At 63.8% G+C, this 17,353-nt stretch carries 17 protein-coding genes and 1 tRNA gene; 6 read left to right on the top strand and 12 right to left on the bottom strand.

Translation table 11 applies throughout. The annotated features are described in order from the left end of the window. Window positions 1-6 precede the first annotated feature (6 nt). The 4 genes from LZ496_RS10455 to yajC form a co-directional block, all read right to left on the bottom strand. Window positions 7-807, bottom strand: a complete 801-nt coding sequence (locus tag LZ496_RS10455; RefSeq protein ID WP_249904620.1) for an outer membrane protein assembly factor BamD — start codon at window positions 805-807, stop codon at window positions 7-9. Window positions 808-873: 66 nt separating this feature from the next. Then, window positions 874-1,827: a protein translocase subunit SecF gene (gene secF, locus LZ496_RS10450; RefSeq protein WP_249904619.1), complete on the bottom strand. Its 954-nt coding sequence runs from the start codon at window positions 1,825-1,827 to the stop codon at window positions 874-876. Between the two features lie 15 nt (window positions 1,828-1,842). Further along, window positions 1,843-3,435: a protein translocase subunit SecD gene (gene secD / locus LZ496_RS10445; protein WP_249904618.1), complete on the bottom strand. Its 1,593-nt coding sequence runs from the start codon at window positions 3,433-3,435 to the stop codon at window positions 1,843-1,845. A gap of 13 nt (window positions 3,436-3,448) precedes the next feature. After that, complete coding sequence (yajC, locus tag LZ496_RS10440; RefSeq protein ID WP_249904617.1) at window positions 3,449-3,781, bottom strand: preprotein translocase subunit YajC; 333 nt, start codon at window positions 3,779-3,781, stop codon at window positions 3,449-3,451. 151 nt (window positions 3,782-3,932) lie between these two features. On the opposite strand from yajC, the gene LZ496_RS10435 reads away from it, so the two are divergent. Both LZ496_RS10435 and LZ496_RS10430 read left to right on the top strand, forming a co-directional pair. Then, window positions 3,933-4,009, top strand: a tRNA-Pro gene (locus tag LZ496_RS10435). A 92-nt stretch (window positions 4,010-4,101) separates the two neighbouring features. Next, the gene (locus LZ496_RS10430) at window positions 4,102-4,800 is read left to right on the top strand and encodes a TIGR02117 family protein (protein ID WP_249904616.1); all 699 of its coding nucleotides are present in this window, start codon (window positions 4,102-4,104) and stop codon (window positions 4,798-4,800) included. 87 nt (window positions 4,801-4,887) lie between these two features. Here LZ496_RS10430 and hslU read toward each other — a convergent pair whose 3' ends face one another. The 6 genes from hslU to LZ496_RS10400 all read right to left on the bottom strand — a co-directional run bounded on the left by hslU (window position 4,888) and on the right by LZ496_RS10400 (window position 10,510). Beyond that, window positions 4,888-6,186, bottom strand: coding sequence for an ATP-dependent protease ATPase subunit HslU (gene hslU / locus LZ496_RS10425; RefSeq protein WP_249904614.1), 1,299 nt, complete (start codon window positions 6,184-6,186; stop codon window positions 4,888-4,890). Window positions 6,187-6,218: 32 nt separating this feature from the next. Further along, window positions 6,219-7,313 carry an FAD-dependent oxidoreductase gene (locus tag LZ496_RS10420; protein ID WP_249904613.1) on the bottom strand — a complete coding sequence of 365 codons (1,095 nt, stop codon included), beginning with the start codon at window positions 7,311-7,313 and terminating at the stop codon, window positions 6,219-6,221. Between the two features lie 25 nt (window positions 7,314-7,338). Then, entirely contained in the window at window positions 7,339-7,875 is a 537-nt protein-coding gene (gene hslV / locus LZ496_RS10415) for an ATP-dependent protease subunit HslV (protein WP_249904612.1), read from the bottom strand. A 68-nt stretch (window positions 7,876-7,943) separates the two neighbouring features. Continuing rightward, a complete protein-coding gene (locus LZ496_RS10410) occupies window positions 7,944-9,377 on the bottom strand; it encodes a phospholipase D-like domain-containing protein (protein ID WP_249904610.1) in 1,434 nt (477 codons plus the stop codon). Window positions 9,378-9,474: 97 nt separating this feature from the next. After that, complete coding sequence (locus tag LZ496_RS10405) at window positions 9,475-9,888, bottom strand: holin family protein (protein WP_249904609.1); 414 nt, start codon at window positions 9,886-9,888, stop codon at window positions 9,475-9,477. Between the two features lie 73 nt (window positions 9,889-9,961). Further along, window positions 9,962-10,510 carry a glycoside hydrolase family 108 protein gene (locus tag LZ496_RS10400; protein ID WP_249904608.1) on the bottom strand — a complete coding sequence of 183 codons (549 nt, stop codon included), beginning with the start codon at window positions 10,508-10,510 and terminating at the stop codon, window positions 9,962-9,964. A 217-nt stretch (window positions 10,511-10,727) separates the two neighbouring features. Here LZ496_RS10400 and LZ496_RS10395 point away from each other — a divergent pair, with 217 nt between their 5' ends. The 3 genes from LZ496_RS10395 (at window position 10,728) to LZ496_RS10385 (ending at window position 14,545) form a co-directional block, all read left to right on the top strand. Next, on the top strand, window positions 10,728-12,044 hold the full coding sequence (locus LZ496_RS10395; RefSeq protein WP_249904606.1) for a M20/M25/M40 family metallo-hydrolase: 1,317 nt from the start codon (window positions 10,728-10,730) through the stop codon (window positions 12,042-12,044). Window positions 12,045-12,100: 56 nt separating this feature from the next. Beyond that, entirely contained in the window at window positions 12,101-12,595 is a 495-nt protein-coding gene (locus tag LZ496_RS10390) for a low affinity iron permease family protein (RefSeq protein ID WP_249904605.1), read from the top strand. A gap of 96 nt (window positions 12,596-12,691) precedes the next feature. Next, window positions 12,692-14,545: an autotransporter domain-containing protein gene (locus tag LZ496_RS10385; protein ID WP_249904604.1), complete on the top strand. Its 1,854-nt coding sequence runs from the start codon at window positions 12,692-12,694 to the stop codon at window positions 14,543-14,545. 6 nt (window positions 14,546-14,551) lie between these two features. Here the strand turns inward: LZ496_RS10385 and LZ496_RS10380 are convergent, their stop codons facing one another. Then, window positions 14,552-15,145 (bottom strand): hypothetical protein, encoded by a 594-nt coding sequence (locus LZ496_RS10380; protein WP_249904597.1) that lies wholly within the window; start codon window positions 15,143-15,145, stop codon window positions 14,552-14,554. A gap of 196 nt (window positions 15,146-15,341) precedes the next feature. Here LZ496_RS10380 and LZ496_RS10375 point away from each other — a divergent pair, with 196 nt between their 5' ends. Then, a complete protein-coding gene (locus LZ496_RS10375; protein WP_249904595.1) occupies window positions 15,342-15,800 on the top strand; it encodes a hypothetical protein in 459 nt (152 codons plus the stop codon). 42 nt (window positions 15,801-15,842) lie between these two features. Here the strand turns inward: LZ496_RS10375 and LZ496_RS10370 are convergent, their stop codons facing one another. Continuing rightward, entirely contained in the window at window positions 15,843-17,342 is a 1,500-nt protein-coding gene (locus LZ496_RS10370) for a S10 family peptidase (protein WP_249904594.1), read from the bottom strand. Window positions 17,343-17,353 lie beyond the last annotated feature (11 nt).

Here is a 17,353-nt window from a genome sequence, read left to right as displayed (position 1 = left end):
CCCGGCTTAGCTTGTCGGCTGGGCAGCGACCGCCGACGGCGCATGCCGTTGGATCAGCTCATAGCTGCGGTGGTACCATTTGCTGCCCGGATAGTTGGCGCCGAGCACGGCAGCCGCCTTATGGGCTTCCTCGGGCAGGCCGAGGTTCAGGTAGGATTCGACCAGGCGCTCCAGTGCTTCGGGCGTGTGGGTCGTGGTCTGATATTTGTCGACCACCTCGCGGAAGCGGGTCGACGCGGCCAGCCAATTGCCCTGCCGCTGATAGAAGCGTCCGACCTCCATCTCCTTGCCGGCGAGATGGTCATTGATGAGATCGAGCTTCAACCGCGCGTCGGAAGCGTAGCGGCTTTGCGGGTAGCGTCGGATCAGTTCGTTGAACGAGTCCGATGCCTGCTGCGTGATCTTCTGGTCGCGGGTCACATCCTCGATCTGCTGATAATAGCTCATCGCGATGAGGTAGTTGGCGTAGGGCGCATCCTTGTTGCCGGGATGGATGGTGAGGAAGCGCGTCGCCGAGCTGATCGATTCCGTATATTTCTGCGCCATGTAATAGGAGAAAGCGCTCATCAGCTGGGCGCGGCGGGCCCAGACCGAATAGGGATGCTGCCGTTCCACCTCGTCGAAGAAGATTGCCGCCTCTTCGTAGCGACCGCGGTCGAGCCGCTCCTTGGCCTCGCTGTACAGCGTGTTCACGTCGCGCGCGACGTAAGCCGTGTCGGTCTTCGCCTTGTTGCCAGCGCAAGCGGCAACGGGGAGGATGATTACGGGCAGCAGCAACAGTGCCGCGATACGGGTCTTGTTCACCATGGGGACTTTCCTAGCGCGGGCTGCACACAAGGCCAAGCGGGCTTTCACCAAACTGAACGCCTTCCCTTATCGGGCTGGCGCGACCGTCGGATCTTCCTCTTCCTCGCCGCGAATGAAACTGTCGCTCTTGAGGCCCATCCAGACCAGCGCCGGCGCCGAAATATAGATCGACGAATAGGTGCCGATGAAGGTGCCGAGCAGGATCGCGAGGGTCAGGCCAAACAGCACGTCCGGGCCAAGGAGCAGCAGAACCGCAAGCGCCAGCATGATCGACAGCGAGGTGACGATCGTGCGCGAGAGCGTCTCGTTCAACGAGAAGTTGAGGAGCGAGACGATCTCCATCTTGCGGTACTTGCGCATATTCTCTCGGATCCGGTCGTAGATGACGACCGTATCGTTCAACGAATAGCCGACGATCGCGAGGAAGGCCGCGACGATGTTGAGGTCGACCTGAAGCTGCGTCAGCGAGAAGAAGCCGAGCACCATCGCCACGTCGTGGAACAGTGTGACCAGGGCACCGACGCCGAACTGCCATTCGAACCTAAACCAGATGTAGATGGCGATGCCAAGCATGGCGAAGCCGATCGCCAGCGCGCCGTCCCATGCCAGCTCGCCGCTGACCTTGCCGGATACTGATTCGCCTGCCGTTACCTTGGCGCCCGGATATTGCTGCTCGATCATGCCGCGAACGGCGGTCACCACCTGGTTGGCGGCCGCTTCAGGACCCTCGGGCCTGGGCAGGCGGATCTGATAGGTCCGGTTGTCGCCGAATTCCTGGATGCTGGCCTCGCCAACGTTCAGCCCTTCGACCTTAGTGCGCAGGTCCTCGATGCTGACCGACTGAGCGAAAGTGGCGCGAACCACCTGACCGCCGACGAAGTCGATGCCCAGGTTGAGGCCACGATAAGCGGTGAGCGCGATGCTTGCAGCTGTCACGATGATCGACAGAACAAGGGCGACGTTCCGCCACTTCATGAAGTCGAAGTTGGTGTTGTCGGGAACCAGCTTGAGAAGTTTCATTTGCCCTGAATCCCGTCAGATATTGATCGCGCGTGGCCGCTTGGACTTGATCCAAATCGAAACCAGCATCCGGGTGAAATTGACCGCGGTGAACACCGAGGTGATGATGCCGATCAGGAGGACCACCGCGAAACCGCGGATCGGCCCGGACCCGAAATACATCATCAGCGCGGCGGCGATGGTGTTGGTGATGTTGGCGTCGAAGATCGCGGTCGAGGCTTCCTTGTAGCCCGTTTCCAGCGCGTCGAGCATCTTTCGCCCGCGTCTCAGCTCTTCCCTGATACGCTCATTGATCAGCACGTTAGCGTCGACCGCCGCACCGATCGTGAGGACGAAGCCCGCTATACCGGGCAAGGTCAGCGTGGCGTTGAACACCGCCATGATGCCAAGGATCATGAATGCGTTCACCAGCAGCGCGATCGACGCATAGACGCCGAACCGGCCATAGGTGATGATCATCAGGCCGATCACCGAAAGGGTCGCGAAGACCGAAGCGATAGTGCCGGCCTCGATCGAGTCCTTGCCCAGCTCGGCGCTGACGGTGCGCTCTTCGATGACGTTCAATTTCACCGGGAGCTTGCCGGAAGCCAGGCTGACTGCCAGCTGGTTGGCGGTCTCCACGGTGAAGTTACCGCTGATCTGCGCCTTTCCGCCGAGGATCGGCTCGTTGATGTTCGGCGCCGAGAGCACCTTGTCGTCGAGGATGATCGCGAACGGCTTGTTGACGTTCTCCTGAGTGACGCGGCCGAAGCGGCGCGCACCGGCGGCGTTGAAGGTGATGTCGACCACGGCGCGGCCATTCTGGTCGAAACCCTGCTTGGCATCGACCAGCTGCTCACCGGAGACCATGACGCGGCGCTGTACGGCGATGCCGCCCGTGCCATCGGCCATCGGCAGGACCTGGCTGCCCGGAGGAGCGCGGCCCTGCGCGACCTGATTCGGGTCGGCGTTGAGGTCGACCAGCTTGAATTCGAGGCGCGCGGTCTGGCCGATCAGCAGCTTCAGCGCTTCCGGATCCTCGACGCCCGGTACCTGGACGAAGATGCGGCGATCGCCCTGATTGATGACCGTGATTTCCTTGGTTCCGCCCGGATCGATCCGACGGCGGACCACGTCGCGGGCAACCGTAAGGCTGTCCTTCAGGGCCTGTTTCGCACCGGCCTCGGTCGGCGTCAGGACGATTCGGGTCGAATCGACGACGGTCACGTCCCAATCCCGCTTTCCAGTCAGTGCAACCGGCTGGGTCAGCGCGCGAAGCCGTTCTACTGCCGCATCCAACTGGGTCGGGTCGCGGACGATGAAGCTCAGCCGTCCGCCGGTGGTCGAAACGTCGCCGATGTCGATGCGCGGCTCGCCGCGGCGAAGTTCGGTCGTGACCGTCTCTTCCATCGCCTGAAGCCGCTGCTTGCCGGCGTCGGCAATGTCGGCTTCCAGCAGCAGCTGGCTACCGCCGGCGATATCGAGACCAAGGTTGATGCGCGCGCTCGGAAGCCACGCCGGCCAGCGTTCGACCTGGTCCTTGGGAAGCAGGCTCGGGATTGCCAGCAAGATGCCGGCAAGGATGGTGAGCGTGACAGCCCAGACCTTCCAGCGGGGGAAATCGAGCATTGAAGCGGAACCCCTAGTCGTTGGCCGGTTTGGCGGACGCTGGATCGACGACCTGGGTCAGTGTCGATTTCACGGCGGTCACGCGAATTCCCTGGCCAAGCTCGACCTCGACTTCGGAGTCCGAGACCTTGGTAACCTTGCCCAGTAGGCCGCCGCCGGTGACGACCCGGTCGCCCTTCTTCACGGCTGCGATCTGCGCCTGATGTTCCTTCATCCGCTTTTGTTGCGGGCGGATCAGAAGGAACCAGAAAATGACGAAGACCAGGACCAACGGAATGGTCTGGACGAAGAAGCTTGCGCCAGCCGAAGGAGCGGCCGCTGCGGCGAGAATGGAAATATCGTTCATGACCCCGGGAATCTCTTCATCGAAAGGGCGCCGGGAGAGCCCCAAGCGCAGGATGTGGCGCGCCGCCTATCACGCCGCGGGCCGCCTTGCCAAGCGATGCGCATCGCCCTAGATGCGCCGCTCTCACATGCCCTAGGGTCATGTGATCGGTCGGGGCGTAGCGCAGCCTGGTAGCGCATCACACTGGGGGTGTGGGGGTCGCTGGTTCGAATCCAGTCGCCCCGACCATTTTCTGAAGCGTGCGGGGCACGCTTCAGAAAATGGTCGCCGACGGATGTCGTGGCGAGACAAATGCGCCCTCTCTTGGCATCAATGTGCTCATGCCTCGTCGCCGTCGCCGCAAATCCAGCTGGCCTGTCCGTATCGCACTCGCGATCCTCGCGATTCCCGCGCTGTATATTGTTGCGGCGATTATCGGCGCGCTGATTCCCATCAACAGCGGATGGAAGGAGCCCGATGAGGGCGTCACCATCTATCTCGCCCACAACGGCGTCCACGTGGATCTCGTCCTTCCAGCCGAGGCCGAGGGGCTCAACTGGCGGCCCTTGGTGCCAAAGTCCGACATGGCCAATGTGCCCGCCGACGCGCGCTGGATCGCGTTCGGGGCGGGCGAGCGCCGGGTCTATCTGGAAACGCCGACCTGGGCCGACCTTTCGATCAAGACCGCGGCGGTCGCGCTGACGGGTGGCGAGCGGGTCATGCATGTGGAATGGACCCGCGACCCAGCTTATGCCGCGAAGGAAATCCGGCTGACGAGCGAGCAATATCGCCGCCTCTGGGCCTCGATCCGCGCCGGATTCGAGCTGGACACCCGAGGAAAGCCGATCCGCATCGATCATCCCGGCTATGGGCCGCGCGACGCCTTCTATCGCGGGGTCGGCAAGGCCAACGCGATCCACACCTGCAACCAGTGGGCCGCCAGCAGGCTGCGGCTCGCCGGGGTCGAAGCTCCGCTGTGGTCGCCGTTCGTGCAAGGGTTGGTGTGGCGGTATCGGGAGGCTCAACCGGTCAAGCGCTAACTCGTCATGCCAGCGTAGGCTGGCATCCATATCTGGAAAGAAGCCTTTCGAAGAGACATGGGCCCCAGCCTGCGCTGGGGCGACGGGCTAGAGGACATAGCGGCTTAGATCGGCGTTCTTGGCGATGCCGGCCAGCTGCTGCTCGACGAAGGCGGCGTCGATGACCAGCTTTTCGCCCTTCCGTTCCTCCGCGGTGAAGCTGATGTCCTCGACCAGCTTTTCCATCACCGTCTGAAGCCGCCGGGCGCCGATATTCTCGATCGCGTCGTTCACCTCGGCGGCAATCTTCGCCAGGGCGGCAATGCCGTCGTCGGCGAATTCGATCGTGACCTCTTCAGTCGCCAGCAGCGCGCTATATTGCTCGGTGAGGCTCGCCCGGGTTGCCGACAGGATTCGAACGAAATCCTCCTCCGTCAGTGTCGCGAGCTCGACGCGGATCGGGAGACGGCCCTGAAGTTCGGGGAGGAGGTCGGCGGGCTTCGCGATATGGAAGGCGCCGCTGGCGATAAACAATATATGGTCGGTCTTGATGGGACCATATTTGGTGGCAACCGTCGTCCCTTCGATCAGCGGCAGCAGGTCGCGCTGGACGCCTTCGCGGCTGACCGATCCGCCGCGAACGTCGCTGACCGCGATCTTGTCGATTTCGTCCAGGAAGACGATGCCATTGGCTTCCGCATCGGCCAGCGCCACGCGGGTCACGTCGTCCTGGTCGACGCGCTTGTCGGCCTCTTCCTCGACCAGCTTTCCGAACGCGTCCTTGACCTTGAGCTTGCGGCGCTTCTTGGGCGGGCCGCCCATCGCCTTCTGCATCATCTCGGAAAGGTTGATCATCCCGACGCCACCACTCCCGGGGATGTCGAACGGCATGCTCGCCGCTTCAGAAACTTCGATCTCCACCTCGGCGCCATCGAGACTGCCGTCGGCGAAGCGCTGGCGAAAGCTGGCGCGGGTTGCTTCCGACGATCCCTTGCCGGTCAAGGCATCGAGCAGCCGCTCCATCGCCGCAGATTCCGAAGTCTCGCGAACCTTCTCGCGGCGACGCTCCCGCTCCAGCCGCACGGCTTCCTCAACCAAGTCACGGCCGATCTGCTCGACATCGCGTCCGACATAGCCGACCTCGGTGAACTTGGTCGCTTCGACCTTGACGAACGGAGCGTCCGCCAGCTTGGCGAGGCGGCGGCTGATCTCCGTCTTTCCGCAGCCGGTCGGCCCGATCATCAGGATGTTCTTCGGCGTCACCTCGTCGCGGAGCTCGGGCGACAGGCGCTGGCGGCGCCAGCGATTGCGCAGGGCAACCGCGACCGCCTTCTTCGCCTCATTCTGGCCGATGATATGCTCGTCCAATGCGGCGACGATGGCCTTCGGGGTAAGATTGTCGTTCATGGCGTTGATAGATGGAGGCTCGAGGGGCGCGATCAAGCCGTGCAGCGGAAAGCTTCGAAGAAGCGCTGGTGGTCGCGGACGATGCGGGCGATATCCGCCGGGTCGGGCGTTGCGTCCCAGACATCCCGCTCGAACGTTCCGCCAAGGATGATTCCGTCGGGTCTCGGGAACATGTAGCCGAACCGGCCAAGGGCCGCGTAGCGCACTTCCGGTTGCGGCTCGAGGATCGCCAGTTGGCCGCGAACGGCCTGCAGCTCCTGGTCGCCGAACAGGTCGCGCGCGCCGAGACCGGTGCAGTTGAAGATGAGGCTTTCGCCAAGCGAGGTCACATCCGCCGGGCTCGCCAACCGGCGTACTTCGACCTTGCCGCCGGCGATATGGAAATCGCGGAGCATCTGGCGAAGGTAGCGGCCGGTTTCGACATACATGGTGTCGTATCGAAGCACGCTGTCGAGCGGGAACGGATGTTCGGCCATGCCCAGCATGCGGTTGATCGGCGGGAAGTTGGCGATCTCTCGGGCATCGGGGCTTCCGGTCTCGACATAGGTCGGAAGCCAGCGGATCCCGTAGTCGTCGCCGACCATGATCTGGAAACGGCGCCAGCTATAGTCGAGCGCGCGAAGATATTGGGCCTTGAACTCGCTGGTCGCCGAACCCTCGCGGAAGAAGCCGAACGGGTGGAACTGGCCGCCGGCGACGTTCGAGGTCGTGTCGGGGGGAAGCGCGGCAGTGTAGATGGTGACTGGAAAGCCGGCTTCCTGGGCCAGTCGCGCGGTCGACAGACCCATGACGCCGGAACCCAGAACGGCGACCGAGCCGCGGTGACCGGGAAGCCCGAGATCCGTCGCGAGCTTCGAGCTTCCCCAACTGAGGGTGATGCCGGCACCGCCGTGGCCGTAGTTGTGGACGAGACGCTTGTCGCCGAGCGCCTCGGCGCGGACGACGAACCCGGAGGCGCGATAGGGGCGAAGGCCGGCGACGGTGCGAATGACGCGACTTTCATCCACCTTGACCGGGGCAAGCGGCGTGCAGTCGGCGACGCGGGAAATACCGGTGCCACCAGTTGTAGCGCAACCGGCGAGGAGCGCAGTGGAGCTTGCAGCGAAGGCTCGACGGTCGATCAGCATGCAGCGAGCCTAGCCGCCTAATGCATCAGCCTTCAATCGTCTCGACGGTCAGCTGGTTGTTGGTGAATACGCAGACCTCGGCGGCGATTGCCATCGCTCGGCGCGCAAGCACTTCCGGGTCCTGCTCATATTCGGAAAGAGCCCGCGCCGCGGCCAGCGCATAATTGCCGCCCGAGCCGATCGCGGCGATCCCGCCTTCCGGTTCCAGCACGTCTCCATTGCCGGTGAGGATCAGCAAGGTTTCCTTGTCGGCGACGATCATCATCGCCTCGAGGTTGCGAAGATATTTGTCGGTCCGCCAATCCTTGGCCAGCTCGACCGCGGCGCGGAGGAGCTGGCCGCGATGCGACTCCAGCTTCTTTTCCAGTCGTTCGAACAGGGTGAAGGCATCGGCCGTCGCACCGGCAAAGCCGCCGATCACGCTGCCGTCGCCAAGGCGGCGTACCTTCTTGGCATTGGGCTTGATCACCGTATTGCCGAGCGAGACCTGGCCGTCGCCGGCGATGACGGTCCGCCCGTCCTTCTTCACCCCCAGGATGGTGGTGCCATGATATTGTTCCAAGGGTCAGCTCCCGCTCTTCGTTGCCGCGGATGTGGGCAGGTGGCCGCCGCGATGCAAGATTGCGCGCCCTAGCGGCGCCGCTTCCACCATCCACCAAGTCCGGAGAAAAGCGATTTGCTGGTGAAATCCTCGAACATCGCGTCGGGGCTTTTCGGGTCGAGCAACTCGGTGTCGGCGATGAAGGCCGTGGCCTCACCCGGCTTCTCCAGCTCGAGAAGCTTCATGGTCCTTCCGTCGCGCTGCAGCGCTTCGATCGTTCCAATCAGTGATCCGGTCCGGTCGAACAGGGTTCGGACCTCATCCTCCGATGCGCCGAGATGTTCGGCCATCAGCCGCGTCCTTACTCCGGCGATGACGGCCTCGGTCGCATCGCCATCGGCCTCCACCGCCAGGTCGCATTCGCTGTCGAGGCCTAGCGAGCGGTTGTTCATATTGGCCGAACCGACGCGCAGGATCCGGTCGTCGACGATCATGATCTTGGCATGGACGTAGATGTCGGCCCCGCCCTCCGTCACCGGCGAATAGATGCGGAAGCGGTTGCCCGGATCCTCGCGGCCGATGACCTGGGCGAGGCGGACCCGCGCCGCATCCATCGCGACCTGTTCCAGCCAGCCGTCGGCCCGGATCGGATTGACGAAGACGATCTCGGGCGGGTCGGAGCCGAGCATCCGCTCACGAATGGCCTGGGCGATCTTCGGCGAGGTGAAATATTGGTTCTCGGCATAGATGAACCGCCGGGCCGAGGCGATCATGTCGAGGAACAGCGCTTCGACCTCCTTCACTTCGGCATGTTCGCAATATTTGGCGCTGGTCCGGGCGATCGCGAAGTTCTGGTCCTGGAAGGTAGGTTCCAGATCGTCGGGCCAGATCGGATCGGCATCGCGAACCGGACCGAGCCTTTTCCCGGTCGCCCGTTCCCAGCGATCGCAGGCCAGCTCCCCGAGCGCCGCTGCCAGCGGCCCATCCACCGCCATGGTCGCGTCGTGCCAGGGGCCATAGGGCTTGCCGTTGGGTCGGACTCGGTCGGGATCATTGTCCTTATGGGCCGGCCGGTCCCAGCGGTCCCCAGTCATGTCGATGCCGCCGCAGATGGCGAAACAATCGTCGATGACCACGATCTTCTGGTGGTGGCTGCAACCCGGGGGATGAGCGCTATCGAGCTTGAACGTGATCGCCCTGGTGGCGGCGAGGCGCGCCACCCAGGCAATGGCGCTTCCCCGGAACAGGGTCTTCATCGCGCCGAAGTTCCACTTGAGGATCGCGATCCTGACGTGGGGCTTCTTCTTCGCGAGCTTCAGCAGGAACGCGCCCAGCGTCTCATCGGCATCCGCACCCTTGCCCCTGCGATCGAGCTTGATCCTTGGATCGAAGTCCCAGCCGATGATCAGGATGCGATGCCGCGCCTTCTCCATCGCCTCGCGGATGACATGGTAATAGTCGCAGGCGTCGACGATCACCGCGGCGCGTTCCGCCCGCTCGATCCGCCAGCAATTTCGAAGCACCTCGAACAGCGAACCCCTCCACAGAGCTTTGCTTATGCGACCGGTAGGAATGCCGGGCGGAACAGTTCGTTCCGCCCGCTCAACGCTTCGAACCGGGTTAGCGTTCGACGCCTTTCACTTTCCCCCAGGTGCGGGCCGCCGTGTAGCCGAGATAGCCGGTGCCGAAGAGAGCATAGAGCTCCTCCGGCAGGCCGCGCAGATAGGCGGTCATCCCATTGCCGATGCCGAGCGCCAAATCGGGATCGGCCGCCGCGATCAGGCCCATCGGGATCGCCCACATGATGAGGGCGTACATGACGTAAAGGAAACTCGGCCGGGCGCGGCTGGTCCAGGGGTCGGATGATTGCGCCTCGACGACGATCGCCTGCATCTGCGCGCCGATCGCGGCCATTTCCTGGTCGCCCTGCAGCTTGATCAGTTCCAGCTTGGCGCGGTCGCGCGCCTCGGGGTCCGGGATGATCTTGTCGAGCAGCTTGGAAACCGGCCCGACGATCGCTTCGATGATTGCCATAGGTCCTCCTCAACGGGTCTAAAGGTCACAAAAGTCTCAAGGTGCGGCATGTTTTCGTGCGACTTTAGTGACCTTATGGAGAACCTATACGGTTCGCCAACCACCCATAAAGAAACGCCTCATTGGCTGGCCGTTTCTCCGCGAGGCGCAAGTAGCGCTCGCCCTGGAGCGCCTCTAGCGCGCGCAACAGCACAGTCTCTCCCCGCTCGCGTCCGCGCACATCGAGAAAGGCATCGAGCGCCGCCAGTGTGGCCGGCCCGACGCGTCCATCAGGCACCAGGTCGGCGTAATCCTTGCCGTTGCGGTTGAGGGCCGTCAGCGCTCGCTGGAGAAAGGTCGCTGCGACGGCAGGCCCCATGTTGGCGCCGGTGTCGAACAGTTCGGCCGCGACCGCGGGGGCTCGGTCCGCCACTTCGTCGAAGCGGGGTCGGAGCCAGTAGAGGCGGCGATAGATCGCCTCCGCCTCCTCGCGGGGGAGCTCGGCGATCGCGCAGCCATAGCCATGGGCGCGGGCGACCGCCTCCGTAATTCCGAAGCGGGTTGGGCCGCCCTTGTCGGCGGGATGGTTCACATAGCCGCCTTCCCGCTCGATCAGTTCGTCGATGAGTTCTTCGATTGTCATTCCATTGCTCCTTCGGGTTCGTTCGAGTCGCAATGAATTACCTATTTGGTTATCTGTAGGACAGTGAGTTAGCCAAATCGTCATTATAAATCGTCATTCCCGCGGAAGCGGGAACCTAGCGAACGGATTTAAGCTGGGTCCCCGCTTTCGCGGGGATGACGAGAAGGAGAGATTTGGCTGGTCTTGAGCTTAGCCTCGATGCCGCTACGCTCCCGCCATGCAAACCCGTCTCATCGCCGCCCTCACCGGCCTGTCACTCGCCCTCGCCCCCACTCCCGCCGCAGCGAAGCTTTCGCCGGCGGAAACGCGGATGATCCGGACCGTCGATACGGAGCAGGAGCGGACGCTCGTTATGCTCGAGAAATGGGTCAACCAGAACAGCGGCTCGCTCAACGTCGAGGGCGTGACCAAAGTCGGCGAGATGCTTCGTTCGGAGCTGGAGCCGCTCGGCTTCAAGGTTCAATGGATCGACATGACGCAGACCGGCCGCGCGGGCCATATCGTCGCGACGCACAAGGGCAACGGCAAGGGCAAGCGGCTTTTGCTGATCGGCCATCTCGACACGGTGTTCGAGCCCGACAGCCCGTTCCAGCGCTGGGAACGGCGCGGCAATGACGGCATTGGCCCCGGTTCCGGCGACGACAAGGGCGGAATGGCGGTGATGATCGCGGCACTCCGCGCGATGCAGCAGGCAGGGACGCTGAAGGACGCCGATATCGAAGTCGTTCTGACCGGCGACGAAGAGGATAATGGCCAGCCGATCGAGCTTGCCCGCCGCGACCTGGTCGCCGCCGGCAAGCGCGCCGATGTGGCGCTCGATTTCGAAGGTCTGGCCGATGAGGACGGCAAGGACATTGGCTCGATCGCGCGCCGCAGCTCGGGCGCATGGACGCTGACCGTCACTGCCCGTTCGGGCCATTCCAGCGGCATCTTCTCGCCCGGCTCCGGCAATGGCGCAGTCTATGAGCTGGCGCGGATCATCGATGCGTTTCGAACGAAGCTTCCGGAAGACAAGCTGACCTTCAATGTCGGCCTGGTCGGCGGCGGCGCCACAGCCAAGCTGGACGAAGACAGGATCCGGCTGGAGGCGACCGGCAAGACCAACATCATTCCGGAGACCGCCGTGGCGCGAGGCGACCTGCGCGCGATCAGCCGGGAGCAGATCGAGCGGGTCAAGGCGAAGATGCAGGCCATCGTCGCCGATGGCCGGCTGAACGGCGCGACGGCGAAGCTGGAGTTCGATCCGGACGAATATCCGCCGATGGCGCCGACCGAAGGCAATCGGGCGATCCTTGCGAAGCTGAATGTCGTCAACGCCGACATGGGGCTGGAGCAAATGGGCGAGCTCGACCCGATGAAGCGCGGCGCCGGCGACATCAGCTTCGTCGCGCAGGACGTCGATGGGCTGATCGGGCTAGGCGCGGCCAGCAATGGCGACCACGCGCCCGGCGAACGGGTCGACATCGCCTCCATCTGGCGCCAGGCGAAACGGGCCGCGATCCTGATGACGCGCCTAAGCCGCGAGAAACGCTAGGCAATCGCGGACTGCGGAAAGGAACGCTGCGCCCGGGGCTTCGTTTCGACCCGTTGATGACCGCAACGGATCGCAAGCAACCGCAAAAGACCAACGGCAACGGCAATGGAAAGGAGCGCAGCGCGCTCTACCTGCTCGGCTGCAACATTTCCGCCTGGGTTTCCGACGTGTTCGCCCATCCGAGCGTCCAGCTCGGCTTCATCCTGTTGTGCATTGGCTGGTTCGTGTCGGGCCTGTCGACCGACCTGCTGACGGCCGCTCTGTCGATCATGGCGATTACACTTACGCAGATGGTGCTGAATCGTCAGAACGAGCGCGAAGCCGAGGCGCATCGCCGGGACGTTGCGATGCACGCCAAGCTGGACGAGCTGATCATCGCGGTGACCCACGCCCACAATGAATTGGCAGGCATCGAGGAGCTTCCCGAGGAAGTGATCGTCGAGCTCAAGGAAGAGACGTTGGCGAAACTGACCGAAGCCACGGATGAACCCGACGAGGCCCACCGGCGGATGCCGACTGATGCGAAGAGGTCACGCTCGGCAGCCAAGTGACAACTGACATTGCTGTCACTTGTCTATGCGATTCAGCCATGCATTACTGACATGGATTAGCCGCGCGTCCTGATGCGGCTACGGGGAAGATTTTGCATGACGAACCGCCGCCTGATCGCACTTTCGCTGCTTGCCGCTACCGCTCTCACCGCAACCCCGGCCGCCGCACAGCGCATCGACCATATCGTCGCGTTCGGCGACAGCTACGCCGACGACGGCAATGCCTTCCAGCTCGGCGGCATCGATCCGGCAACGACCGTTGTCTACACCACCGGACGTTTCTCGGGCGGCACCAACTACGTCGATACGCTGGGATCGCTGCTGGGCGTTCCGATCGACAATTTCGCGATCGGCGGCGCGAAGACGGACAATACGAACACAAGCAGCCCCTTCCTTCCGGGCCTGACTTTCGAAGTCACCAATTTCCTGGGGATCGGCCCGCAGCACCCGGCCTTCCCGTCCTATGGGCCGACCTTCGGTCCCAACGATCTCGTCACTGTCTCGATCGGCGGCAATGACGCCCGCCAGTATCAGCAACTGGGCGGAACGCTGGCCGGCGCGCCGACGGCGGCAGCGACGGCGGTCACTAATGCCACCGGCAACCTCAACCTGCTGGTCGGTGCCGGGGCACAGAACATCAGCTTCCTGGCCGGCGACACCGGCCGGCTGCCGGAAATCGCCGGCAATCCCGCCGGCGCCGCGATCCGCTCCGCCTTCTCGACCGCCTTCAACACGGGCATGCAGTCGACGCTTGCCGGCTATGCGTCCAACGGCGTCGTCGTCCACTATCTCGATCTCAACCTGCTGCTCGACAATGTCATTGCAAGTCCAGCAGCTTATGGGATCACCAACGGCCTGGCGTGCCCGTCATTCCCGCCGCCGCTCGGCCCGCCTCCGGGCAGCACGGCCTGCATCATGAGCGCCAGCGGATATCTCTTCTACGGCGACCAGCTGCACCTGACATCCAACGGCTTTGAGATCGTCGGCCGCTACATCGCCGCGCAGCTGACGGCGCCCCTGACGCTGCAGGCGGCGAGCGACCTGGGCCTCGACGTCGCCCACCAGTTCGGCCGCACGCTCACCGCGCGGATGGACACGACGGCGCCGCGCGACGGCGACATGCCCGAAGGCCTCAAATTCTTCGTCGCCGGTGACGGCTATTCCCGCAAGCTCGACGCAGGCGCGCGCAACGACGAATATCGGTCGAGCGGCGTCGGCATAACCGCGGGCGCCGAATATGGCTTCGGCTCCGGTCTCGTCGGTGTTGCGCTCAACTATTCCAAGCCGAAGGTGAATTTCGGCAATGACGCCGCGGACAATGAGGCCAAGTCGCTCCAGCTGGGCGGCTACGGCGCGTTCGGCATCGCTGGCGGCTTCCTCCAGGCCTATGCCGGCTACGGCTGGGACGATCATGAGATCGAGCGGGTTGGCGTCGTCGAAGGCATGGAAGCGGACCCGGACGGCGATCACCTGATCCTCGGCGCCAAGGCCGGTTACCTGATGCCGATGGGCAGCGTCCGCGTCGGTCCGGTGATCGCGCTCGATTATGCCAAGGCCGATGTCGACAGCTATACCGAGACCGGGGATCCGGTGCTGACCCTCAACGTCGATTCATTGAGCTACAAGTCGCTTCGGGGCTCGGTCGGCGTCGAGGTCCGCGGCGATTTCGAGGGCGGCGGCGCGCAGCTTCGGCCCTTCGCCTCGGCGGTCATCGAGAAGGACTTCACCGGCGACGAGCGCACCGTGCGCTTCTCGCAAACGTCGGCCCCGACCATCGTCAACAGCTTCGAGCTGCAGGACGGATCGAAGGATGCATACGGCCGCCTGTCACTGGGCTTCAGCGCGGCCATCCTCGAATCCGTCAGCCTCGACGTTGCCGGATCGGCGACCGTCGGCAAGGACCAGGGCGAAGAAACATCGGCTAACGTCGGCTTCCGCTTCAGCTTCTAGGCGGGGCTAGCCCGCCAGGCAGGCGGCGAAGACGCGGCGCGGCTCTTCCGACGATGGGACGACGAGCGGCGCCGTGCCGGTGATCGAGATCTCGACGCTGCCCGGCCCGCCGAACGTTTCGCCGATATCGCGCGTGCTGTCGTTCGGCGGAGCGGCGGCGCGCCATTGACCGCCGACGCCGTCGGGATTGATCACGGCCGCGATCGGCACCGAGGCGGCCTTGCCATTGCCGGTGAAGCTCAGCGTTCCCTGCGCCCCGCCGGTCGGGGGCAGGTAACGGACGAAGATCAGCTGCGCCTCGCCTTCCTTCGGCTTCTGGCACTGGATGGAAAAGGCCGGCGAATTCGGCGGTCCGAACAATGCGCTATTGTCCTGCTGGCGGTAGCTCCAGGCCAGACCGCCGCTGGGCGTCGGCAAGGCGGCCTGCTGTACCGCTTCGGCCATTGCCGCGTTGGCGGGCGCTGCCAGTCCCGTCGCCGAAGCGTCGCCAATCAGCAGGTCGCCCGGCGCGACCGCTTCATTGTCGACCGGGTCCGTCTTGGAGCAGGCCATAAGTGAAAGGAGAAGCGCAACAGGGACAATCGTGGATACTCTACTCATGGCGCAACCAACGCCCTTGGCACCGGGAGGTTCAGAAATCGGCGATTCCCTAACGGTCTTCCGAAGCCGGCCTCGATTGACATGCCAAGGCAAATGACGGCTCATAAGCATCGGCCGGCATGGTTAGTGACGCCTGATCCGCCTGAATTGCGTTCCGAGGGGCGGTGACAGACCGGCGCTGGAGGGGGAATGCAACATGGATGACGTACAAACCGCGAAAGCACCCGTGCACCTGTGGGTCGTCGGGCTGCTGGCGCTGCTGTGGAACGGCTTCGGCTGCTACGACTATCTGATGACGCGCATGCGCAATCTTGAATATTTCCGAAGCATGGCACCGCAATCCGATCCCGAGGCGATGCTCGCATGGGTCGATGGCTTTCCGCTCTATGCCCAGTTCGGTTGGGGCCTGGGCGTATGGATGGGGCTGCTCGGCTCGCTGCTCCTGTTGATGCGCAGCCGCTGGGCGATACCGGCCCTCGGGCTGTCGCTGCTGGGTGCGATCATGGGCCTTGGCTACCAGATCTTCCTGGCGCCGCCCGCACCGCCACCGATGAACGAGGGCGCGATGGCCTTCATGCCGTGGGTGATCATCCTCGTCGCGGCGCTGCTCTATTTTTACGCACACCGCCAGAAGCAGGCCGGGGTGCTTCGCTAGCTATCAGCCCGGCCGCGCATAAGCGGGGCCGGGCCATTCAGCTCATCGCGCCCGGATGAAGGCGCGGATGTCGTGCGACAGCTTCGACCGATCCTCGTCGCGGACGTACATCATGTGGCCGGCGTCGTAGTAATGATACTCGACCCGATCCTGCGGGATGCCGGTGCGTGACAGCGCATATTCGGCGGCGAAGAAAGGCGTCGCGAAGTCGTAATAGCCCTGAGCGACAAGGATCCTCATGCCGCTGTTCTCGCGCATCGCCTTGCCCAGATAGGGCGTGACGTTGAGGTAAGCATTGGCGTCTCGCCCGCCGATCCGCCAATCCCAATCGGTGACGAAGCGGGAGATCGACTGGTATTCGCGGTCCGTAACGTAGCCGAGGGGACCGCGTGTCCAGCTGTTGATGGCAGCCGTATAACCGGCATCGATGCCGTAGAAGCTGGGATCATTATCCGGGCTTTCACCGGCGCTGTCATAGTCGCGGCCCGTATAGCGACTGTCGAGACGGCCGACGGTGAGGCCCCGGTCGCGCAGCAACTCCTTATAGAAGCGATCCGGCGTGACGCGCAGGTCGGCGCGGTCGAGATAGGCTTCGCTGAGCCCGGTGAAGCGCGACAGTTCGCTGCGGATACGGGCGCGTTCCTCCGGCTGCAGCTTTTGGCCCTTGAGCAGCGCCGACGCATAGGGGCCGAGCGCGAACTGGCGCGCTTCCTCGACGAATTGCTCGGTCGAAGGCGCGGTCGCCTTGCCGTGAAAGAGGGCGGTCGCGGCCATCGACGGAAGGTTGGTCACGAAGCCGAGCTCATTTCCGGGGGCATCGGAGCCGACGGCAAAGTCGAGAACCGTCGAAATCAGGATGACGCCGTTCAGGCCGACGTCGTTGAAAGTCGACCCCTCAAGCTCGTTGACCACCGCCGCGGACCGGGTGGTGCCATAGCTTTCGCCGCCCAGGAACTTGGGGCTGGACCAGCGGCCATTGTCGTTGAGCCAGCGGCGGATGACCTGGGCGACGGCCTTGGCATCGGCTGTGACACCATAGAATTCCTTGGGGTCGGTCTTGCCGATCAGATAGCTGTAGCCCGTTCCCGGGGGGTCGATGAACACAATGTCGGTAACGTCGAGCAGGCTGTCTGGATTGTCGTTCAGCGGATAGGGCGGCGCACCGTCGTCGCGCGCGTCCGAAGGAATGGCGACCCGCTTCGGCCCGAAGGCGCCCATCTGCAGCCAGACCGTGCCGGAGCCTGGGCCGCCATTGAACAGGAAGGTCACCGGCCGCGACGGATCGCGCGGTTCCTTGACGTAAGCGGTGGTGACAATGGCGGCTTTCTGCGTTCCGTCCTTGCTGTCCGACAGGATCGTCTCGCCGATGGTCGCGCTGTAGCGGATCTTCTGTCCGCCGAAGACGCCGCTGTGCTGCGTCGTTCTGACCTGCGGCACGACGGTTTCGACCTTCGCCGCCTTGTCGTCCGGTTTGTCCTGCGCAAGCGCCGGACCGGCAGCGAGCAGCGCCAGGCCAAGCGCAGCTGAAATTCTAACCTTCATTCAAACCCCTC

This window comes from Sphingomonas caseinilytica (assembly GCF_023516455.1).
GTDB classification, from domain to species: domain Bacteria; phylum Pseudomonadota; class Alphaproteobacteria; order Sphingomonadales; family Sphingomonadaceae; genus Sphingomicrobium; species Sphingomicrobium caseinilyticum.
This window is presented reverse-complemented; position numbering and strand designations above follow the sequence as displayed.